The sequence below is a fragment of the Microbacterium sp. Ag1 genome, from assembly GCF_001005635.1.
GTDB classification, from domain to species: domain Bacteria; phylum Actinomycetota; class Actinomycetes; order Actinomycetales; family Microbacteriaceae; genus Microbacterium; species Microbacterium oxydans.
Genome location: NZ_LBCR01000032.1, coordinates 41,150 through 60,498 on the forward strand (window position 1 = coordinate 41,150; position 19,349 = coordinate 60,498).

Genomic DNA, 19,349 nt, shown 5'->3' on the forward strand with positions numbered 1-19,349 from the left:
ATGTCAGCGCACGACGGTTTCAGCTAGCGCTTTTCAGCTCAGGACGTCTGCGAGGTCGTAGCCCGCGACGGTCTCCAGCTGCTCGTAGGTGCACGAGCGGGCATCGCGATCGGGCCGCCAGCGCTCGAACTGCACGGTGTGACGGAAGCGAGCGCCTTCGAGCTGGTCGTATCGCACCTCGAGCACGCGCTCAGGACGCAACCGCACGAACGAGACATCCTTCGATCCGCTGAACCGCGATCGCTCGCCCTCCGCGGTCACGGCTTCGCCCGCCTCATCGCGCTCGACCAGCGGGTCGAGCTCCTCGACGAGTTCTTGCCGACGGGCATCGCTCCACGCCGCCACACCGCCGACCTGGCGAAGAGTCCCGTCCTCGTCGTACAGCCCGACCAGGAGGGAGCCGACGCCCGAGCCGGACTTGTGGACGCGGTAGCCGAGCGCGACCACGTCGGCTGTGCGGGCGTGCTTGATCTTGAAGAGCGTGCGCTTGCCGGGTGCGTAGGGCTGATCGAGCGGTTTCGCCACGACGCCGTCGAGTCCGGCTCCCTCGAACTCGGCCAGCCAGCGCACCGCGGCTTCGCGATCGCGGGTCGCGCGGGTGAGGTGCAGCGGGTGCTCGACGGTCTCCAGGAGCGTCTCGAGGCGCACTCTTCTGGTCTCGAACGACTGGGTGAGCAGATCGTCCTCGCCGGCGGCGAGCAGATCGAAGGCGATGAACATCGCCGGTGTCTCGACGGCGAGCTTCGCCACGCGCGAGGCGGCGGGATGGATGCGCTGGCTCAGCGCCTCCCAGTCCAGTCGCTGCGATCCGTGCGGACCGGTGGCGACGACGATCTCTCCGTCGAGCAGACACGGTTCAGGCAGCAGCTGGGGGATCGCATCGACCAGTTCGGGGAAGTAGCGGGTCAGCGGTTTGGCGCCCCGCGAGCCGATCTCCACCGTCTCGCCGTCCCACGCGATGAGTCCGCGGAAGCCGTCCCACTTCGGTTCGTACAGCAGCCCACCCGGGGTCTTCGCGGGGTCGGGCACCGCGGGCACCGCTTTGGCGAGCATCGGCGCGGGGATGTCGTAGCGCATGCTCCCATCCTGGCTGCGCGTGATCGGCGAGGGAAGAGGGGCGGTCAGCCGTACAGGTCGGAGAGCGCCGCGGGTTCTCCCGCATCCCGCAGCGCGGTGCGAGCGGCGTGCCAACCGGCCATCCCGTTCACGGACGGACCGGGGGGCGTCGAGGCGGAGGCCAGATACACGCCCTGCATCGGGGTGCGCCACGGGGCGGGGGAGAGCACCGGGCGACGCAGCGCCTGACGGATGTCGAACACTCCGCCGGAGATGTCGCCGCCGATCTCGGTCGGGTTGATCGCCTCCCGCGACGACGCCGGCACCGCGTGATGCGCCAGGATCAGGTCGCGGAAGCCCGGGGCGTAGCGCTCCACCTGCGCGGTGATGAGCTCTGTGGGGTCGAGGTCGGAGCCCGGAGGGACGTGGATGTAGGCCCAGAACACGGCCTTCCCGGCGGGAGCACGGGAGTCGTCGAGGACAGAGGGCTGCACGGCGAGCACGTAGGGGCGATCGCTCACGTGGCCTGCGGCGACGGCGTTCTCACTCGCCCAGACCTCCGCGCGGGTGCCCCCCAGGTGCACGGTGGGTGCGCCGGCGACGTCGGGGTTCGTCCACGGAACCGGGCCGTCGAGGGCGAAGTCGACCTTCGCGGCACCTGGGCCGTAGCGATAGGAGCGGACGGAGCGGGCGTAGCCTGCGGGGACGTCGGGGTGCGTGAGTGCGAGTCGCGGCGAGGTGTTGAGCAGCAGCAGGTCGCCGCGCTGCGGGTCGCCCCAGTCCAGCGTCGCGAGATCGGAGACGGGGGTGCTCGCCTCGATGGTGCCGCCGTGGTGTTCGAGGTCGGCGACCATGGCGTCGGCGATGCGCTGCGCACCACCGCGCGGATAGGGCCAGCCTCCCGCGTGACCGAGCGCGGCGAGCAGCAGCCCTGCGGCAGCGCCCGCTAGCGACGGCTGCGGGGAGTTCGCGTGCGCCACCACCCCCGACATCAGTGCGGCGGCCTCCTCCGTGCGGAATGCCGCGGCGGCCAGGGGCGTGCCCTGATCCAGCATCCGCAGGGCGTAGCGCACGGCGGTCACCGGATCGCGCGGGATCCGGAGCAGCTGATTGCCCGTGAAGTCGACGACCCCCTCGATGTGCCGGCTCAGAGGCCGCAGTCGGGACAGCCAGGCTCCGCCGTCGACGCCGAGCTGTGCCGCGGTGCGATCGATATCGCGCCATGCCACCGCCGCACGTCCGTCGTCGAGGGGATGCGCGTAGGACGCCTCCGGCCGGATCCACTCGATCCGCCGATCGAGACCGAACGCCTGGAAGAACGGAGAGGAGAGGGCAGCGGGGTGCACGGCGGAGCATACGTCGTGCTGGAAGCCGGGGAGCGTGGATTCGCGGGTACGGACCCCGCCGCCGATCGTGTCCGCGCCTTCGAGGACGCGCACCGTGTAGCCGGCACGAGCGAGCGACACCGCCGCCGCGAGGCCGTTCGGGCCGGATCCGATGATCGTCGCCTGAGCCATGACGTCAGTTTGGCACGTATACGAGGAGAAAACGGTCGGCCGCACCCCTCGCGGCGTGGGATCCTGGAAGGGATGAAAGAAGTACAGGGCCCGACCCCCGCAGGCACCTCCCGTCCATACCGTTCGCTCCCGGAGGCGCTGCGCGCGCACCGCATCGACCCGTCGAACCACGCGTTCATCACGGCGATCGTCGAGGCCATCGGGATCAGCTCGTTCATCGACCGCGGTCGATACATCGAGGCGATCCGTCGTGGCGAGGGAGCGTCCCTCCACATCGGCCGCACCTACACGAACGGCTTCACGGAAGACGAGCGACTCATCGTCGGTTCCGCACCGTTGCGACTGCAGCCCAGCGAGGGGCGCCCGCCGTACTTCTACGTCAGTCACCCGAGCGAGTTCATCCCGCTGACTCCGCAGCGTGCGGCGAAGCGTGCGACGACTCCTCGCGTCTCCGCCCGCCGCGCGGAGAAGGCGCCGAAGCCCGTCGAGGAGCGCGACTACGGCGTCTGCGACGTGTGCTTCATGGTGAAGACGCCGTCCGGCGGCTGCGGCTGCGACTGAGCGTGAGCGTCGCGCTCGGACCCGAGGCGGATCGACCGGTGATCCGGCTCGCCGACCTGTCCGGAGCCGATGCGCACGAGGTCCGCGCTGCGGTGCGGGCATATCTGCTGCAGACCGAGCGTGAGAAGAGGCAGCAGGAAGGCAGCAGCGCGCCCGATCCCTCCGGAGCACTTCCCGAGCGCTATCGCCGCGAGATCGATGACCCCTCAGCGGCCTACGCGGGTCACCGCGTGCGTGTGGCCCAGCTCGGCGATCGCGTCGTCGGGGTCGTCGTGCTCTCCGTGAGCGACGACGTGGCCGAGATCAAGCGCTTGTGGGCGGTGCCGGAGGTGCGTGGCCGAGGCGTCGGGTCCGCACTGCTCGACGCCGCGCTCCACGACGCGCGCGACCTCGGCGCCGCGCGGGTACGCCTGTCGGTCTGGGACTGGCGGGCCGGGCCGGTGCGCCTCTATGAATCGCGAGGCTTCGAACGCGTCCCGTCCTGGGACGAGCGTGCGCGCCTCGTGTGCATGGAGCTGTCTCACACCGCGGGCTGAGACTGTCGGTATCGGCCGGGGGTCATCCCGACGAGCGGCGTGAACTGCTCGATGAACTGGCTCGTCGTCGCCCAGCCGCACGCGGCAGCCGTCCCGGTGACCGAAGCTCCGTCCGCGAGCAGGACGAGTGCGCGGTGCACCCGCAGCTGGAGACGCCATTGCCGATAGCCCATCCCGGTCTCCTGCTGGAACAGGCGGCTCAGCGTCCGTTCGGCCGTACCGGTGCGCATGCCGAGCTCACCCAGCGGCACGGGGCGGGCGAGGTCGTGCTCGACGATGCGCGCCGCCCTGCGCAGTCGCGGATCGCGGGGCTCCGGCAGATGCAGCGGCTGCTCCGGCGCCGTCACCGCCTCGTCGACGACGACATGACGCAGATGGTCCAGTGCGCTGGAGCTGCGGGGGCGGTCGCACGTCATCGCGAGCAGCGCCTCCCGCGCAAGAGGCGTGGCGACGAGAACGGCAGGAGCGGAGGGCAGGAGTGCTGCGAGTTCGTCGTCCAAGTGCACGATGCGCATGTCGGTGCGACCGTGCGCACGATGGCGATGCTCGGCGCCGGCGGGCACCCAGGCCATGCGCGTGGAGGGCGCGATCCAGGCTCCGTCGTCGGTGAGCAGGGAGAGGACACCGGAGGCGGCATGCACCAGATGTCCGAGCGGATGAGCATGACGCGGAGATGTCTCGGCGTGCGCGAACCGGTAGGCGCCCTCCAGGGGGAGAGTGGTCAGCGCGTCGAAATCGACCAGGTGCAGGTCGACCATTCGAGATTGGCGGGTATTCGACATCAGACTGCAGTGTACGTGTTTCCTGACGCACGGCGCGGATGCTGGACTCGAAGCATGACCACCATGCAGGAACCGTTCGACACCGCCCCGACCCCACTGACGCCGTCCGTTCGTCGTGGTGGAGTCCTCGCCGGGATCTATGTCGGCGTCGGCCTGCTCCTGATCGCGCTGAACCTCCGCATGGGCGTCGCCTCGGTCGGGCCCGTGCTCCCCGCGATGGAGCGGAGCCTCGGGCTCCCGGCAGCCGCGGCAGGACTGCTGACCACGATCCCGGTGTTCGCGTTCGGCGCCTTCGCCTTCCTGACGCCGGCGCTGACGCGCTGGGTGGGCCTGCATCGGCTGCTCGCCCTGACCATGGTCGTCGTGGCGATCGGCATCGGCGTCCGCCTGCTTCCCTCACCCGTGGCGTTGTTCGGCGGCACTGTGCTGGTCGGCGCGGGCATCGCAGTGGCGAACGTGTGCATGCCCGCTGTCATCAAGCAGGACTTCGCCCACCGCGTCGGGCTCATGATGGGGCTGTACTCGACCGCGCTCTTCCTCGGTGCTGCGGCGGCTGCGGCCCTCACGGTGCCCTTCATGACCGCTCTCGACGGTTCCTGGCGTGGTGCCCTCGCGGTCTGGGCGATTCCCGCCGTGCTCGCGCTGGTGGTGTGGCTGCCGTGGGCGTTGCGCGGGGTCCCGGGAGCGCCGGTCCGCTCGCCCGCGACAGGCGCTCCCGCGGATGCGATCGTCGAGCCTCGAGACGAGCCGCGGATGTCGGTTCTGCTGCGTGATCCCGTCGCCTGGGCGGTCACCGGATTCATGGGGTTGCAGAGTCTGAGCTACTACGCAGCGCTGACCTGGATCCCGACCATGCTGCAGGACGCCGGCGTGCCGGTGTCCGAGGCGGGACTGCTGCTGTCGTACTCGAGTCTCCCGGGGATCGCCGCCGCGCTGCTCGTGCCGACGATGCTGCGACACCTGCGGCCGAGCTGGCTTCCCGTCCTGCTCTCCGCACTCCTGTGCGCGGCAGGTCTGATCGGCCTTCTGGTCGCGCCGGGCGGAGCCGCGCCCTGGGTGTGGATGACCCTCCTCGGACTCGGTCAGGGTGCGGCCATCGCGCTGTCGCTGACCTACATCGTGCTGCGTGCCCCCGACGCACAGCACACCGCGCACCTGTCGACCATGGCCCAGGGGATCGGCTACCTGCTGGCAGGGCTCGGCCCGATCGGTCTTGGCGTGCTGCACGCTGCCGTCGGAGGGTGGGGCGTCCCCGTCGTGGCGCTGGTCCTGCTGCTCGGCGTCCAGGCCGTGGCCGGGGCGGCAGCGAGTCGCGAGCGCCACGTGCGCGCGCGGCGCAGGTGAACCGGTCCTCGCGGACGGAGGCTCAGGCGAAGGCGCTCATCCCCGTGATGTCGCGTCCGAGCAGCAGGGCCTGCACGCTCTCGGTGCCTTCGTAGGTGTGGATCGCCTCGATATCGGCCAGGTGCTGCATCACGCCGTTCTCGAGCAGGATGCCGTTGCCGCCGAGCAGGTCACGGGCGGTCGAGGCGATCCGGCGCGCGGCACGCGTGTTGTGGAACTTCGCCAGCGACGCCTGAGTCGGACGCAGCTCGCCGGCCGTCTCGAGGTCGGCCATGCGCCGGCAGTACAGCTGCATGGCTGTGAGGTCTTCGAGCATGTGGGTGAGGCGCTCCTGGACCATCTGGAACTTCGCCAGGGGCTTTCCGAACTGCACGCGCTGGGTCGCGTAGGCCAGCGCCGCTTCGTAGCAGGCGGTCGCGTGCCCCAGTGCCGACCAGGCGACACCGGAGCGGGTGGCGTAGAGCACGGTCGATGCGTCCTTGAAGCTCTTCGTACCCGGCAGTACGGCATCGAGCGGCACCCGCACGTCGTCGAGCTCGATGTGGGCCTGGTGGATGGCGCGCAGCGAGGCCTTGCCGCGGATCACGGTGCCGGTGTAGCCGGGGGTGTCCTGCTCGACGAGGAAGCACCGGACGGCACCGTGCTCGTCGGCGCCCTCGTCGTCGACACGCGCCCAGACGAAGGTGACACCGCCGGAGGCGCCGTTGCCGATCCACTTCTTCGTGCCGCGGATGACCCAGCTCTCCCCGTCGCGGCGGGCGACCGTCTCCAGCGATACCGAGTCGGAGCCGTGATCAGGCTCGGTCAGAGCGAACGAACCGAGCACCGAACCGTCGGCGAGGGCCGTCAGCCATCGCTCCTGTTGCGCGGGGGAGCCGAACAGGGCCAGGGTGCGCAACGCGAGTCCGCCCTGCACCGCGAGGATCGTGCCCAGCGAGCCGTCACCGCGGGAGATCTCCATGTTCACGAGGCCTGCGGCGAGGGGCGACAGGCTCGTGAGCGACGGGTGCTGGACCCCGTCGACGACGAGATCCATCTCGCCCATCCGGCGTGCGGCATCGAGCGGGTACTCGGCACGGTCCCAGGCATCCGCCATCTGCGGGGCGACCTCGTCGACGTAGGCCTTCGCGCGGTCCCACGCCTCCCGGTCGGCGGAGGGGATGTCGGTGAAGACCGCGTAGTAGTCGCTGTCCTGACGTCCGGTGATGTCGTACGACGAGACGCGCTCGCCGGGGAAGGGGGAGGCTGCAGTGCTCATGGGGCTCCTTCGTGGCACCAAGTATCGTACTCCTCGATACTGGGTTCCACGACCGGGACGCGTCAGTCGAGCTGGGACTGCAGCCTGCGGCTCACCTCTGCGATGGGCATGGAGCGGGGGAAGACGGCGACCACCATGTCATCCGGAGCGGACGCGGCCTCATCGGCCGCGACACCGTAGCGCCGGCGCACATCGACCAGCGCCGTCTGGAGCGTAGACAGCGGCACCTTCTTGCGGCCGCGCAGCAGCTGGCGCAGCACGTGGTTGTGCACCGCTGTGACCAGAGCGGCGAAGCCGACCGCGTCGAGCGGATCGACGCCGGGAAGCGCGCTGCGCAGGTAGTCGTCGAACAGTCGTTCGTAGCGGAAGACCGTGATGATCTCGCGCTCGCGCAGCACGGGGACCTGGCGCACGATCTGGTAACGACGCCTGGCGAGTTCCGGGTCGCGGGCGAAGTGCGCGAAGACGGATTCGGAGGCGGCGCACACGGCACCCCATGGATCGTCATGACCCTCGTCGAGGAACTCCCTGAGCTGCTCGAGGAGCACCTCGTGATCCGCGAAGACGACGTCCTCCTTGCCGCCGAACTGACGGAAGAACGTCGAGCGGGAGACCCCGGCGGCCTTCGCGATCTGCTCCACCGAGGTCTGGTCGAACCCCTGGGCGTTGAAGAGTTCGAGCGCGGCGGCGACGACGCCGGTGCGCAGTTCTGCGGATTCGTGCATGGCGAAAGCCTAGACCGGAGCGCGTGGAGACGCCCAGGCATCGCCGTCATACTGAGGAGCGTGAGAGACGACGGGATCCCGGCCGGCTGGTTCGACACGCGGCGACGTGGCACCCGGCGGTGGTGGGACGGGGTGCGGTGGACCGAGCACATCCGGGTGCGGGGGCGGGAGACCACCCTGGCGGACGACGGGGCCTCGGTGCGCCGCCAACTCCTGATGGTCGAGGTCGTGCTGGCCGTCGTCCTCGTGGTCGCGATCCTGGTCGCCTTCGTGGGCGGTCTGCCCGTGGTCGTCGTGCGTCCGCTGATCGTCGCGGTCGGTGCCGCGCTCGTGTTCACGCCGTTCGCGATCAGGCGTCAGCTCCGCTTGGCCGGCGTGCCGGTGCGACGAGTCGGCGTTCCCCCGCTGCGTTGAGGGAGGGCGGCCTCGCGGCCGCAGGAGCGCCCAGGCCGAGGTAGTAGGCTGGGGGACTGGTCGATGTCTCGACATCGAGAGAATTACCAGACAGCAGCCCAGTGAAGGAACCACAGTGGATCTGTACGAGTACCAGGCACGAGACGTTTTCGAAAAGTACGGAGTGCCGGTCCTCGCCGGCATCGTCGCGGACACCCCTGAAGAGGTGAGGGCGGCCGCCGAGAAGATCGGTGGAGTGGTCGTCGTCAAGGCTCAGGTGAAGACCGGCGGCCGTGGAAAGGCGGGCGGCGTCAAGGTCGCCAAGACGCCCGACGAGGCGTACGAGGCAGCGAAGGCCATCCTCGGCCTCGACATCAAGGGCCACGTCGTCAAGCGCGTCATGGTCGCGCAGGGTGCGCGCATCGCCGAGGAGTTCTACTTCTCCGTGCTGCTCGACCGTGCCAACCGCTCCTACCTGAGCCTGTGCTCGGTCGAGGGCGGCATGGAGATCGAAGAGCTCGCGGTCGAGCGCCCCGAGGCGCTCGCGCGCGTCGAGGTCAACCCGCTGACGGGCATCGACAAGGAGAAGGCCGTCGAGATCGCCCGTGCGGCCAACTTCCCCGAAGACCTCGTCGACAAGGTGTCCGACGTCTTCGTGAAGCTGTTCGACGTGTACAAGGGTGAGGACGCGACGCTGGTCGAGGTCAACCCGCTCGTGCGTACCGAAGAGGGCGACATCATCGCGCTCGACGGCAAGGTCACGCTCGACGACAACGCCTCCGAGATCCGCCACCCCGAGCACGAGGCGCTCGAGGACAAGGACGCCGCCGACCCGCTCGAGGCCAAGGCCAAGGAGTCGGGCCTGAACTACGTGAAGCTCGACGGCGAGGTCGGCATCATCGGCAACGGCGCGGGACTCGTCATGTCGACGCTCGACGTGGTCGCCTACGCCGGCGAGAACCACAACGGCGTGAAGCCCGCCAACTTCCTCGACATCGGCGGCGGCGCTTCGGCTGAGGTCATGGCAGCCGGCCTCGACGTCATCCTCGGTGACCCGCAGGTCAAGAGCGTGTTCGTCAACGTGTTCGGTGGCATCACGGCGTGCGACGCCGTCGCCAACGGCATCAAGGGCGCGCTCGAGACGCTGGGCGCCACGGCCTCCAAGCCGCTCGTCGTGCGTCTGGACGGCAACCGCGTCGACGAGGGTCGCGCGATCCTCGCCGAGTACGCGCACCCGCTTGTCACCCTGGCCGCAACCATGGACGAGGGCGCCGATAAGGCCGCCGAGCTCGCCAACGCCTGATCGCCTGAGACACAAGGAACCAGAGCTATGTCTATCTACCTCAACAAGGACTCCAAGGTCATCGTCCAGGGCATCACCGGCGGCGAGGGCACCAAGCACACCGCGCTGATGCTCAAGGCCGGCACCCAGGTCGTCGGTGGCGTCAACGCCCGCAAGGCCGGTACCACGGTCTCGCACACGGACAAGGACGGCAACGCCGTCGAGCTTCCCGTCTTCGGATCGGTCGCCGAGGCCATGAAGGAGACCGGCGCCGACGTGTCGATCGCCTTCGTCCCCGGCGCCTTCACGAAGGACGCGATGATCGAGGCCATCGACGCCGAGATCCCGCTGCTCGTCGTGATCACCGAGGGCGTGCCCGTCGGCGACTCGGCCGAGGCGTGGGCGTACGCGCAGAGCAAGGGCAACAAGACCCGCATCATCGGACCGAACTGCCCCGGCATCATCACCCCCGGTGAGGCGCTCGTCGGCATCACGCCCGCGAACATCACCGGCAAGGGTCCGATCGGCCTCGTGTCGAAGTCGGGCACCCTGACCTACCAGATGATGTTCGAGCTGCGCGACCTGGGCTTCTCGACCGCCATCGGCATCGGCGGCGACCCGGTCATCGGCACCACGCACATCGACGCGCTCGCCGCGTTCGAGGCCGACCCCGAGACCAAGGCGATCGTGATGATCGGCGAGATCGGCGGCGACGCCGAGGAGCGTGCGGCCGACTACATCAAGGCGAACGTCACCAAGCCCGTCGTCGGCTACGTCGCGGGCTTCACGGCCCCCGAGGGCAAGACCATGGGTCACGCGGGTGCGATCGTCTCCGGTTCCGCCGGTACCGCTCAGGCGAAGAAGGAGGCCCTCGAGGCCGCCGGAGTCAAGGTCGGCAAGACGCCGTCCGAGACGGCGGATCTGATGCGCGCGATCATCGAGTCGCTCTGATCTGAGTTACGCTTGATCTGAAGGCCCCGGGCTCCACCCCGGGGCCTTCTTTCATGCCCGGCCGCTTGACCGGCTGCATGACCCGATGACACCTGCATGACCGAGGAGCCCGTGTGGGTCATGCATCCGTGCGACCCTCATGCATACGCCCTCCAGACTCCCGAGGATCAGTTCGCGGTACTGCGCGAGGCGCCGATCGAGGTCTTTTCTCAGCTCGAAGGGGGCGTGATGGTCGTGTGGCATGTGCACGCAGCTCCTCCCGGTCGTCGAGCTTCCACCCTCGCGCGGTCGACGGTGGCCGCGCAAGCACCGCTCAGCTTCGGCTGGCAGCTGTGTCCAGAAGCGCGTCGAGTGCGCGGTGGGCCTGTTGTCGTGCCTCCGCGTCGTCCGGGCGAACGGCGAGCCAGAGGGCGAGTTCGTTCATGGCGCCGGACAGGGCTGCGGTCAGGGCGTCGAGGAGCGCGGGCGGGGCTCCTGCTTCACGCAGTCCAGTCCGCAGCTCGCGCTCCGGCCCCTCCGCGTCGAGGCGGCGCCACTCCTCCCAGCCGAGCACGGAGGGTCCGTCGATGAGGAGTACGCGCGCGGCCGTCCTGCCCGTGATGCCGTCGAGGTAGGCATGGCTCCCCTCGCGGAGTGCGGTCTCCGGGGTGCTGTCCCTCGTCGCGGCCACGATCGCCTCGGCGACGCTCTGCTGTTGGCGGGTGGCGACCGCGGCGAACAGTCCCGGCTTCGATGCGTAGTGGTGGTACACGGCCCCGCGGGTCACTCCGGCGGCGCGTGCGAGGTCATCGACGGAACAGGATGCGTAGCCGTGTTCGGCGAAGTGCGCGGTGGCGGTCTCGAGGATGCGTCGCGCCGTCTCGGCGGCGTCGGCAGCGGATGCTCGCGGCATGGGACTTCCTTTACGTGCGACTTGTATGTATTCTAGCCACCGATGTTACAAACACACTGTATGTAAAGGAGAGTTCATGGAGATCACGAGCTTCTACCCGGTTCTGATGGTCGATGACGTCGCCGCTGCCGCGCAGTTCTATCGTGAGGAACTGGGCTTCGAGACGACGTTCGAGGCGGACTGGTACGTGAGCCTGCGCGTCGAAGGAGGAGAGCTCGCGCTCCTCGACCGGGGTCACGAGACGATCCCCGACGGCTTCCGTGAGCCCGTCCAAGGTCTGCTGCTCAACGTCGAGGTCGTCGACGCGACGGCAGCGCACCGTCGGCTCGTGGGTGAGCACGGGTTGGTCGAGCGCCTCGCGCTTCGGGACGAGACCTTCGGGCAGCGTCACTTCATCGTCGAGGCGCCGGGGGGTGTGCTGATCGACGTGATCGAGCCCATCGAGCCGTCAGCGGAGTTCGCCGAGGCCTATTCCTGAGGCCCTGTCGGATGCATGATCGGCCGACACCTGCATGACCGAGGACCCCGTGTGGGCAATGCATCCGTGCAGTGCTCATGCATCCGGGCGACGGTGACGAACAGAAGAGGGGCGGATGCCGCAGCATCCGCCCCTCGTGTTCTCGCGTCAGATCCCGACGCCGAACAGCGCCTCGATGGGGCCTCTCGCGAAGAAGATCAGGAAGCCGGCGCCGACGACCCACAACAGCGGGCTGATGGTCTTCGCCTTGCCCGAGAACGCGTGGATGAGCACCCAGCTGACGAAGCCCGCCCCGATGCCGTTCGCGATCGAGTAGGTGAGCGGCATGACCGAGACGGTGAGGAACACCGGCAGCAGCACGCGGAAGTCGCTGAAGTCGATGTAGCGGATCTGCGCCATCATCATCGCACCCACGATGATCAGGGCCGCGGCCGCGATCTCGGTCGGGACGATGGAGGTCAGCGGGGTCAGGAACATCGCGATCAGGAACACGACACCCGTGACGACGTTCGCGAGTCCCGTGCGGGCTCCCTCGCCGATACCGGCACCCGACTCGATGAAGACGGTGCTGGAGGACGACGAGGTCGCACCACCGGCGATCGCGCCGACGCCCTCGACGACCAGTGCCGACTTGATGCGGGGGAAGTCCCCGTTGTCGTCGGCGAGGTTCGCCTCCTTCGCCAGGCCGGTCATGGTTCCCATGGCGTCGAAGAAGTTCGTGAAGAGCAGCGTGAAGACGATCATCACGATCGCGACCAGGCTGACCTTGCTCAGGTCGAAACTGAAGTCGACGGCGCCGATCAGGCTGAGGTCCGGGATGCCGACGGGGGAGCCGTTCAGTGCCGGGACCGTGAGGCCCCAGCCGCCGGGGTTGACCACGTTGCCCTCGTCGTCGAAGCCGCGGGCGCCGATGTGCCAGATCGCCTCGACGATGACTGCGAGCACGGTGCCGCCGATGAGACCGATGAGCATGCCGCCCTTGACCTTGAGGGCGACGAGGATGCCGGTGAGGAGCAGGGTGATCACGAACAGCAGGGTCGGCACGGTCGCGACCGAGCCGTTGACGCCGAGCCCGACCGGAGGGGACGAGGCGCCGGTCGCGGTGACGAAGCCCGAGTTGACGAAGCCGATGAAGGCGATGAACAGGCCGATGCCGACCGTGATGGCGATCTTCAGCTGGAAGGGCACGGCGTCGAAGATCGCCTTCCGCAGCCCGGTGGCTGCGAGCAGCACGATCACGACACCGTTGATCATCACGAGTGCCATCGCCTCGGGCCAGGTCACCTGCCCGACCACGGAGAACGCGACGAAGGCGTTGATGCCGAGTCCTGCGGCGAAACCGAAGGGCAGGCGCGTCACGAGACCGAACAGGATCGTCATGACGCCGGCGGTCAACGCGGTGGCGGCGCCGACGGCGTTGAAGCTGAGCATGTCTCCGGCGACGTCGGGCTTGCCGGAGAGGATGATCGGGTTGAGAATCACGATGTAGGCCATCGTGACGAACGTCACCAGACCTCCTCGGATCTCGGTGCCGATCGTGGATCCGCGCTTGCTGATCTCGAAGAAGCGGTCCAGGGAGTTCTTGGGCTCGGTGGGTGCCGGGGCGGGCGGGGCAGTTGTCATCGGGAAACCTCCGGAGAAACGCTATCGTGTCGCCGACCCCACGCGCGCCCCCGGGGCTTCGTCGGGAACTCGTCGTAGTCTCGAAGCGCTATGCAACGCCTCCTCGTCGCGCTCCTCGCCGCCTTCGACGCCGCCATCGCCGCGGCGGTCGGTCTCGTCGTGCTGCTCGCGCCGTTGACGCTGCTGTGGACTCTCGCCTTCGGGATCAGCGCCGACTGGGGTGCGCTCTGGCCGCTCACCGGCACGCTCTGGGAGTTCGGACACGGGGTGCCGCTGGCGGTGACGATTCCTGACGAGCTTCTGGTCGCCCTCGCGATCCCCGCCCAGGCCGCCTCGTTCGCGGTGTCGATCACCCCGCTGGCATTCCTACTCTTCACACTGCTGTTCGCCGCGCGCTCCGGAGCCAGAGCCGCCACGGCGGGAACCTGGCTGCTCGGCGTGGTGTCCGGCACCGTGGTGTTCACCGCGATCTCCGCCGGTGTCGCGCTGACGGCGCGGCTGGATGCGGCGCAGACGCCCCTCCTGCTCGCGATCGCCCTTCCCGCTGCGGTCTACTTCGTCGGCGCGCTGTGCGGCGCCGTCCGGATCGCCTGGGAAGAGGGCGACGGCGGCATCCTCGACCGTCTGCACGATCGCATCGACGTCCGCGACGACTGGGCACCGGTCCCCGCCGCCGTCGTTCGAGGCGCGGCCTTCACCCTGATGGGCGTGGTCGGCGCTTCTGCTCTGGCCCTCGCGGTGGTGACGCTGTTCCGGGGAGGTGAAGTCGTCGCGCTGTTCCAGGCCTCGCGCGTCGACGCGCTGGGTGCGACGGTGATGACCCTGGCGCAGCTGGTGTACCTGCCGACCCTCATCGTCTGGGTCGCGTCCTGGCTCGCCGGCCCCGGGTTCGCCGTCGGCGTCGGCACCGCGGTGTCGCCTGCGGGCACCCAGCTGGGAGTCGTGCCCGGCATCCCCGCGTTCGGACTGCTGCCCGAGAACAGCTCGATGTGGATGCTGATCGTGGTGCTCGTCCCGATCACCGCCGGAGCGTTCGCGGGGTGGGCGGTTCGCTCCCGTCTCGTCTGGGAGGGCACTCCGCTGGGAACGGCGCAGCGTGCCGTCATCGCGGTGGGGATCGCGGTCGTCACCGCCGGTATCGCCGGGATCGCCGCCGTGCTGGCGAGCGGGTCGATGGGACCGGGACGGCTGTCGGACGTCGGACCAGCGGCGCTGCCCTTCATGCTCGCCCTGGGCCTCGAGGTGCTCGTCGGCGCCGCGATCCTGCTCCTGTCCCCACGACATCGCGATGAACTGGCGGAGGAGCGCACCGATCGGTGGATAGCCGAGATGTCCGAGCTCGATCCGAGCGCAGCGCCCGTGGTCCCGGTGCCTGGCATCCCCTTGCCCCACACGCAGGCCTTCGATGACACGGCTCCGCTGGATGATGTCCGCGGTCTCACGCCGCCGAGGGACGACCGCGACTGACGGCTCCCGGTGTGCGTGCGACGCAGGCGGAACGAGCTTCGGCGCCCCGGTAGACTGGGCGCGTGCTCACGGTCGCCGTTCTCATCTCGGGCACCGGCTCGAATCTTCGCGCCCTCCTCGAGGCCGCTCGTCATCCCGATTTTCCCGCCAGGGTGATCGTGGTCGGCGCCGATCGCGAAGCTGAGGGGCTCGCCCATGCCGAGGAGTTCGGCGTCCCCAGTTTCACGGTGCCGTGGCATGAGCACGAGAGTCGCGAGGCGTGGGGTGCGGAACTCGCCGGCCAGCTCGCCGTCTGGAAGCCGGACCTCGTCGTGCTCAGCGGGCTCATGCGCCTGCTTCCGCCGTCGCTCGTCGCACAGTACTCGCCGCGCCTCATCAACACGCACCCGGCGTTCCTGCCCGAGTTCCCCGGCGCCCACGGCGTCCGCGACGCGCTCGCGGCCGGCGTCGCCGAGACCGGGGCCAGCGTGATCGTCGTCGACGACGGCGTCGACACCGGTCCGATCCTCGCCCAGGAGCGCGTCCCCATCCTCGACGGCGACACCGAGCACAGCCTGCACGAGCGCATCAAGCCCGTCGAGCGCCGACTGCTCATCGACGTGGTCCGCGGAATCGCCACCGGCGACCTCGTCCTCAGCACTTCCTCCTGACCCCCACCCGACGCCCCGCACGAAGGAGCCCATCATGGCCGGCCCCCGCCACGACCCCACGCTCTACCGCGATCGCGACACCGTGCCGATCAGGCGCGCGCTCGTCTCGGTGAGCGACAAGACCGACCTGCTCCTGCTGGCTGCGGCTCTGGCTGAGGCGGGTATCGAGATCGTCTCGACGGGTTCGACGGCGTCGACCATCCGCGAGGCGGGATTCGAGGTCACCGACGTCGCCGCCGTGACCGGCGTCGCAGAGATGCTCGACGGTCGCGTCAAGACGCTGCACCCGAAGATCCACGGCGGCCTGCTCGCCGACCTGCGTCTCGAGGACCACGAGCGCCAGCTCGCCGACCTCGACATCACTCCCTTCGAGCTCGTGGTCGTGAACCTCTACCCGTTCATCGAGACCGTCGCCTCCGGCGCGGTCGGCGACGACGTGGTCGAGCAGATCGACATCGGCGGCCCCGCGATGGTACGCGCCGCGGCCAAGAACCACGCGAACGTGGCGATCGTCGTCTCGCCGCAGTCGTACCCCGGCATCATCGCGGCGATCGGCGAGGGCGGCACCTCGTTGACGCAGCGTCGTGAGCTCGCCGCCCGAGCATTCGCGCACACAGCGGCGTACGACACCGCGGTCGCCTCGTGGTTCGCCGAGGGGACGCTGCAGGACGACGGCGACCTGCCGACGCATCTCACGATCCAGGCTGAGCGGCTCGCGACGCTCCGCTACGGCGAGAACTCGCACCAGCGCGGCGCCATCTACACGCGCGCCGGTGGACACGGCATCGCCCAGGCCACGCAGCTGCAGGGCAAGGAGATGTCGTACAACAACTACGTCGACGCCGATGCCGCCCTGCGCGCGGCATACGACATGGTCAAGCCGGCTGTCGCCATCATCAAGCACGCCAACCCGTGCGGTATCGCGACCACGGCGCCGAACGCGCTCGACCCGATCGCCAGCGCCCACCTGCGTGCGCACGAGTGCGACCCCGTCTCGGCATACGGTGGTGTGATCGCGGCCAACGGCACGGTCACGCTGAAGATGGCCGAGAACCTCAAGGACATCTTCACCGAGGTCATCGTCGCGCCGTCGTTCGAGCCCGCGGCGCTCGAGGTGTTCAAGGCGAAGAAGAACCTGCGCCTGCTGCAGCTGCCCGAGGACTGGCAGCAGGAGCGCATGGACGTGCGTCTCGTCTCCGGTGGGCTGCTGCTGCAGGATGCCGACCGGTTCCCCGACGACATCGTCTCCGTCGCGAAGAACTGGGAGCTGGTCTCGGGTGAGCGTCCGACCGACGAGGAGATGGAGAACCTCATCTTCGCGTGGAAGGCCTGCCGAGCGGTCAAGTCGAACGCGATCGTGCTCGCGAAGGACAACGCCACGGTGGGCGTGGGCATGGGCCAGGTCAACCGCGTCGACTCCTGCCGCCTCGCGGTCGAGCGTGCAGGGGACCGGGCGGCCGGATCCGTCGCTTCCTCCGACGCGTTCTTCCCCTTCGCCGACGGCGCTCAGGTGCTGATCGATGCCGGCGTCACGGCGATCGTGCAGCCGGGCGGTTCCGTGCGCGACGAGGAGGTCGTGGACGCGGCGCGCAAGGCCGGCGTCACGATGTTCTTCACCGGTGAGCGCCACTTCTTCCACTGAACGCGCGCCTGCGCATACCTCGAGACCCACTCTCCACGCCGAGACCCACGCGCGCCCACTGCGGCGGCGATGGGTGTCGGCGAGGCGGGTGGGTCTCGGCGTTCGTGCCCGGACAGTCATGTCCGATTTCCGCCAGTCGTTGTCGGTGGGGCGTGACACAGTGGAGGCATGAGCTTCCCCGTGACGGACTTCGACGAGCGTTACCGTGCGATCAGCGCGCGCGACACCCGCTTCGACGGGCAGTTCGTGACGGCCGTCCGTTCGACCGGGATCTACTGCCGTCCGAGCTGCCCCGCGCGCACGCCCAAACCCCAGAACGTGACGTTCTATCCGACCAGCGCCGCAGCGCACGAGGCCGGGTATCGCGCCTGCAAGCGCTGCCTGCCCGAGGCCGCTCCCGGCTCGCCGGCGTGGGATATCCGCGGCGACACCGCCGCGCGAGCGATGCGGTTGATCTCCGACGGCGTCGTGGAACGGGAGGGCGTGCCGGGTCTGGCCGCGCGACTGGGCTATTCCGGTCGGCACCTCACGAGGCTGCTGACCACCGAACTCGGCGCCGGGCCGCTCGCACTGGCGCGGGCACACAGGGCGCACACCGCGCGCATGCTCCTCGTCGGCACCGACATGCCCATCTCGGATGTCGCGTTCTCCGCCGGGTTCGCCAGCATCCGACAGTGCAACGACACGATCCGCGAGGTCTTCGGCCTCACGCCGGGGGAGCTCAGGGCGCGGCGACGGCTTCCGGCGTCCGCGGCTCCCGGCTCGATCGACCTCGTGCTGCCCTATCGCGGTCCACTCGACGCGAGCGGCGTCTTCGCCTGGATGGCGGCGCGTGCGATCCCCGGCGTCGAAGAGACCACGGCGACGTCCTTCTCGCGTCACCTCCGCATGGCCGGTGGTCCCGCCTGGTTCGAGGTGCGTCAGGAGGAGGGTGAGCGCCTGCACCTTCGGGCACGCGTCGCGCGGCTGGGGGACCTGGCACCGCTGGTCTCGACCGTGCGACGCATCTTCGACCTCGATGCCGACCCGCTGGCGGTCGACGAGGCGCTCTCGGAACACGACGAGATCGCACCGCTCGTCGCGCGCACCCCCGGCATCCGCGTGCCGGGGTCGGCTGATCCGCATGAGATGCTCATCCGCGCCATGGTGGGGCAGCAGATCACCGTGGTCGCCGCCAGAACCGCGCTCACGGCACTCACCGAGGCGCTGGGGGAGCGCACCGAGAACGGACTGCTCTTCCCGACGATGACGGCGATCGCCGCCCACGGAGCCGAGGTGCTGCGAGGGCCGGCCGCCCGTATCCGCGCGATCACCGGCGCTGCGGCCGCTCTCGCCGACGGATCCCTGACGCTCACGGTCGGAGATGACGGCGTCGACCAGCGTGCTGCCCTGCTCGCGATGCCCGGCATCGGACCCTGGACAGCCGACTACGTGCGCATGCGTGTGCTCGGCGATCCGGATGTGCTGCTCTCGGGAGACGTCGCGCTGCGCGCCGGCGCGGCGGCCTCCGGCCTGCCGGGCGAGCCACGGGGGCTCACCGCCTGGGCCCTGCGCGCGGCACCATGGCGCAGCTATCTGAGCGCGCATCTGTGGCGCGCCGCTCCGGTGCGCCCCGTCGGGCCGCGGCGGGTCCCCGCAGCGCACCGTCCCACCGACATCACGACGAAGGAGAACTCATGACCGCCCTCATCCAGACCATCGAGACGCCGGACGGCGCCTTCACGATCCTCGCCGACGACCATCAGCGCGTGCTGGCCTCGGGCTGGACCTCCGACGTCGAGGCGATCCTCGGGCGGCTGTCGGCGGCGAACCGTCCGGAGGCGCTGCGCGATGGTGCGACGGACGCCGCGGACGCGGTGGTCGCCTATTACGCGGGCGACCTCTCGGCCATCGACGATGTCGCCGTGAAGCAGACCGGCACCGCACTCCAGCTCGCCGGCTGGTCGGCGCTCCGGGAGATCGAGCCGGGCGGGCCGCTGACCTACACCGGTTTCGCCTCACGCCTGGACAACCCCCGGGCCGTTCGGGCTGCGGCGTCCATCTGCGCCCGCAACGCCCCGGCGCTCTTCGTGCCCTGCCACCGGGTGCTGCGCACCGACGGGAGCCTCGGCGGTTTCGCGTGGGGCGTCGATGTCAAGGAGAGTCTGCTGGCCCGCGAGAGTGCCGCGGCGTGAGCCAGGAGCACCAGATCC

At 69.5% G+C, this 19,349-nt stretch carries 19 protein-coding genes; 12 read left to right on the forward strand and 7 right to left on the reverse strand.

Annotated elements, in window-relative coordinates:
• Positions 1 to 33 precede the first annotated feature (33 nt).
• Both AAY78_RS13400 and AAY78_RS13405 read right to left on the reverse strand, forming a co-directional pair.
• On the reverse strand, positions 34 to 1,077 hold the full coding sequence (locus AAY78_RS13400; RefSeq protein WP_046748809.1) for an ATP-dependent DNA ligase: 1,044 nt from the start codon (positions 1,075 to 1,077) through the stop codon (positions 34 to 36).
• A 44-nt stretch (positions 1,078 to 1,121) separates the two neighbouring features.
• Positions 1,122 to 2,573 (reverse strand): phytoene desaturase family protein, encoded by a 1,452-nt coding sequence (locus tag AAY78_RS13405; protein WP_046748810.1) that lies wholly within the window; start codon positions 2,571 to 2,573, stop codon positions 1,122 to 1,124.
• 72 nt (positions 2,574 to 2,645) lie between these two features.
• On the opposite strand from AAY78_RS13405, the gene AAY78_RS13410 reads away from it, so the two are divergent.
• Entirely contained in the window at positions 2,646 to 3,134 is a 489-nt protein-coding gene (locus AAY78_RS13410) for a hypothetical protein (protein WP_046748811.1), read from the forward strand.
• Between the two features lie 2 nt (positions 3,135 to 3,136).
• Complete coding sequence (locus AAY78_RS13415; RefSeq protein WP_052748787.1) at positions 3,137 to 3,670, forward strand: GNAT family N-acetyltransferase; 534 nt, start codon at positions 3,137 to 3,139, stop codon at positions 3,668 to 3,670.
• Here AAY78_RS13415 and AAY78_RS13420 read toward each other — a convergent pair.
• Positions 3,655 to 4,452: an AraC family transcriptional regulator gene (locus AAY78_RS13420; protein WP_082108691.1), complete on the reverse strand. Its 798-nt coding sequence runs from the start codon at positions 4,450 to 4,452 to the stop codon at positions 3,655 to 3,657. The two genes, AAY78_RS13415 and AAY78_RS13420, sit on opposite strands and share 16 nt — an antisense overlap.
• 54 nt (positions 4,453 to 4,506) lie before the next feature.
• On the opposite strand from AAY78_RS13420, the gene AAY78_RS13425 reads away from it, so the two are divergent.
• On the forward strand, positions 4,507 to 5,796 hold the full coding sequence (locus AAY78_RS13425; RefSeq protein WP_046748812.1) for a CynX/NimT family MFS transporter: 1,290 nt from the start codon (positions 4,507 to 4,509) through the stop codon (positions 5,794 to 5,796).
• A gap of 22 nt (positions 5,797 to 5,818) precedes the next feature.
• Here AAY78_RS13425 and AAY78_RS13430 read toward each other — a convergent pair whose 3' ends face one another.
• The gene (locus AAY78_RS13430; protein ID WP_046748813.1) at positions 5,819 to 7,054 is read right to left on the reverse strand and encodes an acyl-CoA dehydrogenase family protein; all 1,236 of its coding nucleotides are present in this window, start codon (positions 7,052 to 7,054) and stop codon (positions 5,819 to 5,821) included.
• A gap of 62 nt (positions 7,055 to 7,116) precedes the next feature.
• The gene (locus AAY78_RS13435) at positions 7,117 to 7,779 is read right to left on the reverse strand and encodes a TetR/AcrR family transcriptional regulator (protein ID WP_046748814.1); all 663 of its coding nucleotides are present in this window, start codon (positions 7,777 to 7,779) and stop codon (positions 7,117 to 7,119) included.
• A 60-nt stretch (positions 7,780 to 7,839) separates the two neighbouring features.
• Here AAY78_RS13435 and AAY78_RS13440 point away from each other — a divergent pair, with 60 nt between their 5' ends.
• From AAY78_RS13440 to sucD, 3 genes are all read left to right on the forward strand, one after another.
• Entirely contained in the window at positions 7,840 to 8,193 is a 354-nt protein-coding gene (locus AAY78_RS13440) for a DUF2510 domain-containing protein (protein ID WP_046748815.1), read from the forward strand.
• Between the two features lie 115 nt (positions 8,194 to 8,308).
• Positions 8,309 to 9,475, forward strand: a complete 1,167-nt coding sequence (sucC, locus tag AAY78_RS13445; protein WP_045263776.1) for an ADP-forming succinate--CoA ligase subunit beta — start codon at positions 8,309 to 8,311, stop codon at positions 9,473 to 9,475.
• Between the two features lie 27 nt (positions 9,476 to 9,502).
• Complete coding sequence (gene sucD / locus AAY78_RS13450) at positions 9,503 to 10,405, forward strand: succinate--CoA ligase subunit alpha (RefSeq protein WP_046748816.1); 903 nt, start codon at positions 9,503 to 9,505, stop codon at positions 10,403 to 10,405.
• A gap of 313 nt (positions 10,406 to 10,718) precedes the next feature.
• Here sucD and AAY78_RS13455 read toward each other — a convergent pair whose 3' ends face one another.
• Positions 10,719 to 11,297 carry a TetR/AcrR family transcriptional regulator gene (locus AAY78_RS13455; RefSeq protein WP_046748817.1) on the reverse strand — a complete coding sequence of 193 codons (579 nt, stop codon included), beginning with the start codon at positions 11,295 to 11,297 and terminating at the stop codon, positions 10,719 to 10,721.
• Between the two features lie 76 nt (positions 11,298 to 11,373).
• Here AAY78_RS13455 and AAY78_RS13460 point away from each other — a divergent pair, with 76 nt between their 5' ends.
• Complete coding sequence (locus tag AAY78_RS13460; RefSeq protein WP_046748818.1) at positions 11,374 to 11,775, forward strand: VOC family protein; 402 nt, start codon at positions 11,374 to 11,376, stop codon at positions 11,773 to 11,775.
• 147 nt (positions 11,776 to 11,922) lie between these two features.
• On the opposite strand, the gene AAY78_RS13465 is transcribed toward AAY78_RS13460, so the two are convergent.
• Positions 11,923 to 13,398 (reverse strand): NCS2 family permease, encoded by a 1,476-nt coding sequence (locus AAY78_RS13465; protein ID WP_046748819.1) that lies wholly within the window; start codon positions 13,396 to 13,398, stop codon positions 11,923 to 11,925.
• A gap of 90 nt (positions 13,399 to 13,488) precedes the next feature.
• Here AAY78_RS13465 and AAY78_RS13470 point away from each other — a divergent pair, with 90 nt between their 5' ends.
• From AAY78_RS13470 to AAY78_RS13490, 5 genes are all read left to right on the forward strand, one after another.
• Entirely contained in the window at positions 13,489 to 14,865 is a 1,377-nt protein-coding gene (locus AAY78_RS13470; RefSeq protein WP_046748820.1) for a cell division protein PerM, read from the forward strand.
• Positions 14,866 to 14,927: 62 nt separating this feature from the next.
• Positions 14,928 to 15,515, forward strand: coding sequence for a phosphoribosylglycinamide formyltransferase (purN, locus tag AAY78_RS13475; protein ID WP_046748821.1), 588 nt, complete (start codon positions 14,928 to 14,930; stop codon positions 15,513 to 15,515).
• A gap of 34 nt (positions 15,516 to 15,549) precedes the next feature.
• Positions 15,550 to 17,157, forward strand: a complete 1,608-nt coding sequence (purH, locus tag AAY78_RS13480) for a bifunctional phosphoribosylaminoimidazolecarboxamide formyltransferase/IMP cyclohydrolase (RefSeq protein WP_046748822.1) — start codon at positions 15,550 to 15,552, stop codon at positions 17,155 to 17,157.
• Positions 17,158 to 17,325: 168 nt separating this feature from the next.
• Positions 17,326 to 18,837, forward strand: a complete 1,512-nt coding sequence (locus tag AAY78_RS13485; RefSeq protein WP_046748823.1) for a DNA-3-methyladenine glycosylase 2 family protein — start codon at positions 17,326 to 17,328, stop codon at positions 18,835 to 18,837.
• Positions 18,834 to 19,331 (forward strand): methylated-DNA--[protein]-cysteine S-methyltransferase, encoded by a 498-nt coding sequence (locus tag AAY78_RS13490; RefSeq protein WP_046748824.1) that lies wholly within the window; start codon positions 18,834 to 18,836, stop codon positions 19,329 to 19,331. The genes AAY78_RS13485 and AAY78_RS13490 overlap by 4 nt, the downstream gene beginning before the upstream one ends.
• The last annotated feature ends 18 nt before the right edge of the window (positions 19,332 to 19,349 follow it).

Excerpts from the sequence above, each read along its gene's own strand:
- AAY78_RS13455 (WP_046748817.1), bottom strand. The coding sequence starts at position 11,297 with ATGCCGCGAGCATCCGCTGCCGACGCCGCCGAGACGGCGCGACGCATC.
- AAY78_RS13490 (WP_046748824.1), top strand. The coding sequence starts at position 18,834 with ATGACCGCCCTCATCCAGACCATCGAGACGCCGGACGGCGCCTTCACG.
- AAY78_RS13485 (WP_046748823.1), top strand. The coding sequence starts at position 17,326 with ATGAGCTTCCCCGTGACGGACTTCGACGAGCGTTACCGTGCGATCAGC.
- sucD (WP_046748816.1), top strand. The coding sequence starts at position 9,503 with ATGTCTATCTACCTCAACAAGGACTCCAAGGTCATCGTCCAGGGCATC.
- purH (WP_046748822.1), top strand. The coding sequence starts at position 15,550 with ATGGCCGGCCCCCGCCACGACCCCACGCTCTACCGCGATCGCGACACC.
- AAY78_RS13460 (WP_046748818.1), top strand. The coding sequence starts at position 11,374 with ATGGAGATCACGAGCTTCTACCCGGTTCTGATGGTCGATGACGTCGCC.
- AAY78_RS13400 (WP_046748809.1), bottom strand. The coding sequence starts at position 1,077 with ATGCGCTACGACATCCCCGCGCCGATGCTCGCCAAAGCGGTGCCCGCG.
- AAY78_RS13405 (WP_046748810.1), bottom strand. The coding sequence starts at position 2,573 with ATGGCTCAGGCGACGATCATCGGATCCGGCCCGAACGGCCTCGCGGCG.
- AAY78_RS13410 (WP_046748811.1), top strand. The coding sequence starts at position 2,646 with ATGAAAGAAGTACAGGGCCCGACCCCCGCAGGCACCTCCCGTCCATAC.
- AAY78_RS13420 (WP_082108691.1), bottom strand. The coding sequence starts at position 4,452 with ATGTCGAATACCCGCCAATCTCGAATGGTCGACCTGCACCTGGTCGAT.
- AAY78_RS13425 (WP_046748812.1), top strand. The coding sequence starts at position 4,507 with ATGACCACCATGCAGGAACCGTTCGACACCGCCCCGACCCCACTGACG.
- AAY78_RS13430 (WP_046748813.1), bottom strand. The coding sequence starts at position 7,054 with ATGAGCACTGCAGCCTCCCCCTTCCCCGGCGAGCGCGTCTCGTCGTAC.
- AAY78_RS13465 (WP_046748819.1), bottom strand. The coding sequence starts at position 13,398 with ATGACAACTGCCCCGCCCGCCCCGGCACCCACCGAGCCCAAGAACTCC.
- AAY78_RS13470 (WP_046748820.1), top strand. The coding sequence starts at position 13,489 with ATGCAACGCCTCCTCGTCGCGCTCCTCGCCGCCTTCGACGCCGCCATC.
- AAY78_RS13435 (WP_046748814.1), bottom strand. The coding sequence starts at position 7,779 with ATGCACGAATCCGCAGAACTGCGCACCGGCGTCGTCGCCGCCGCGCTC.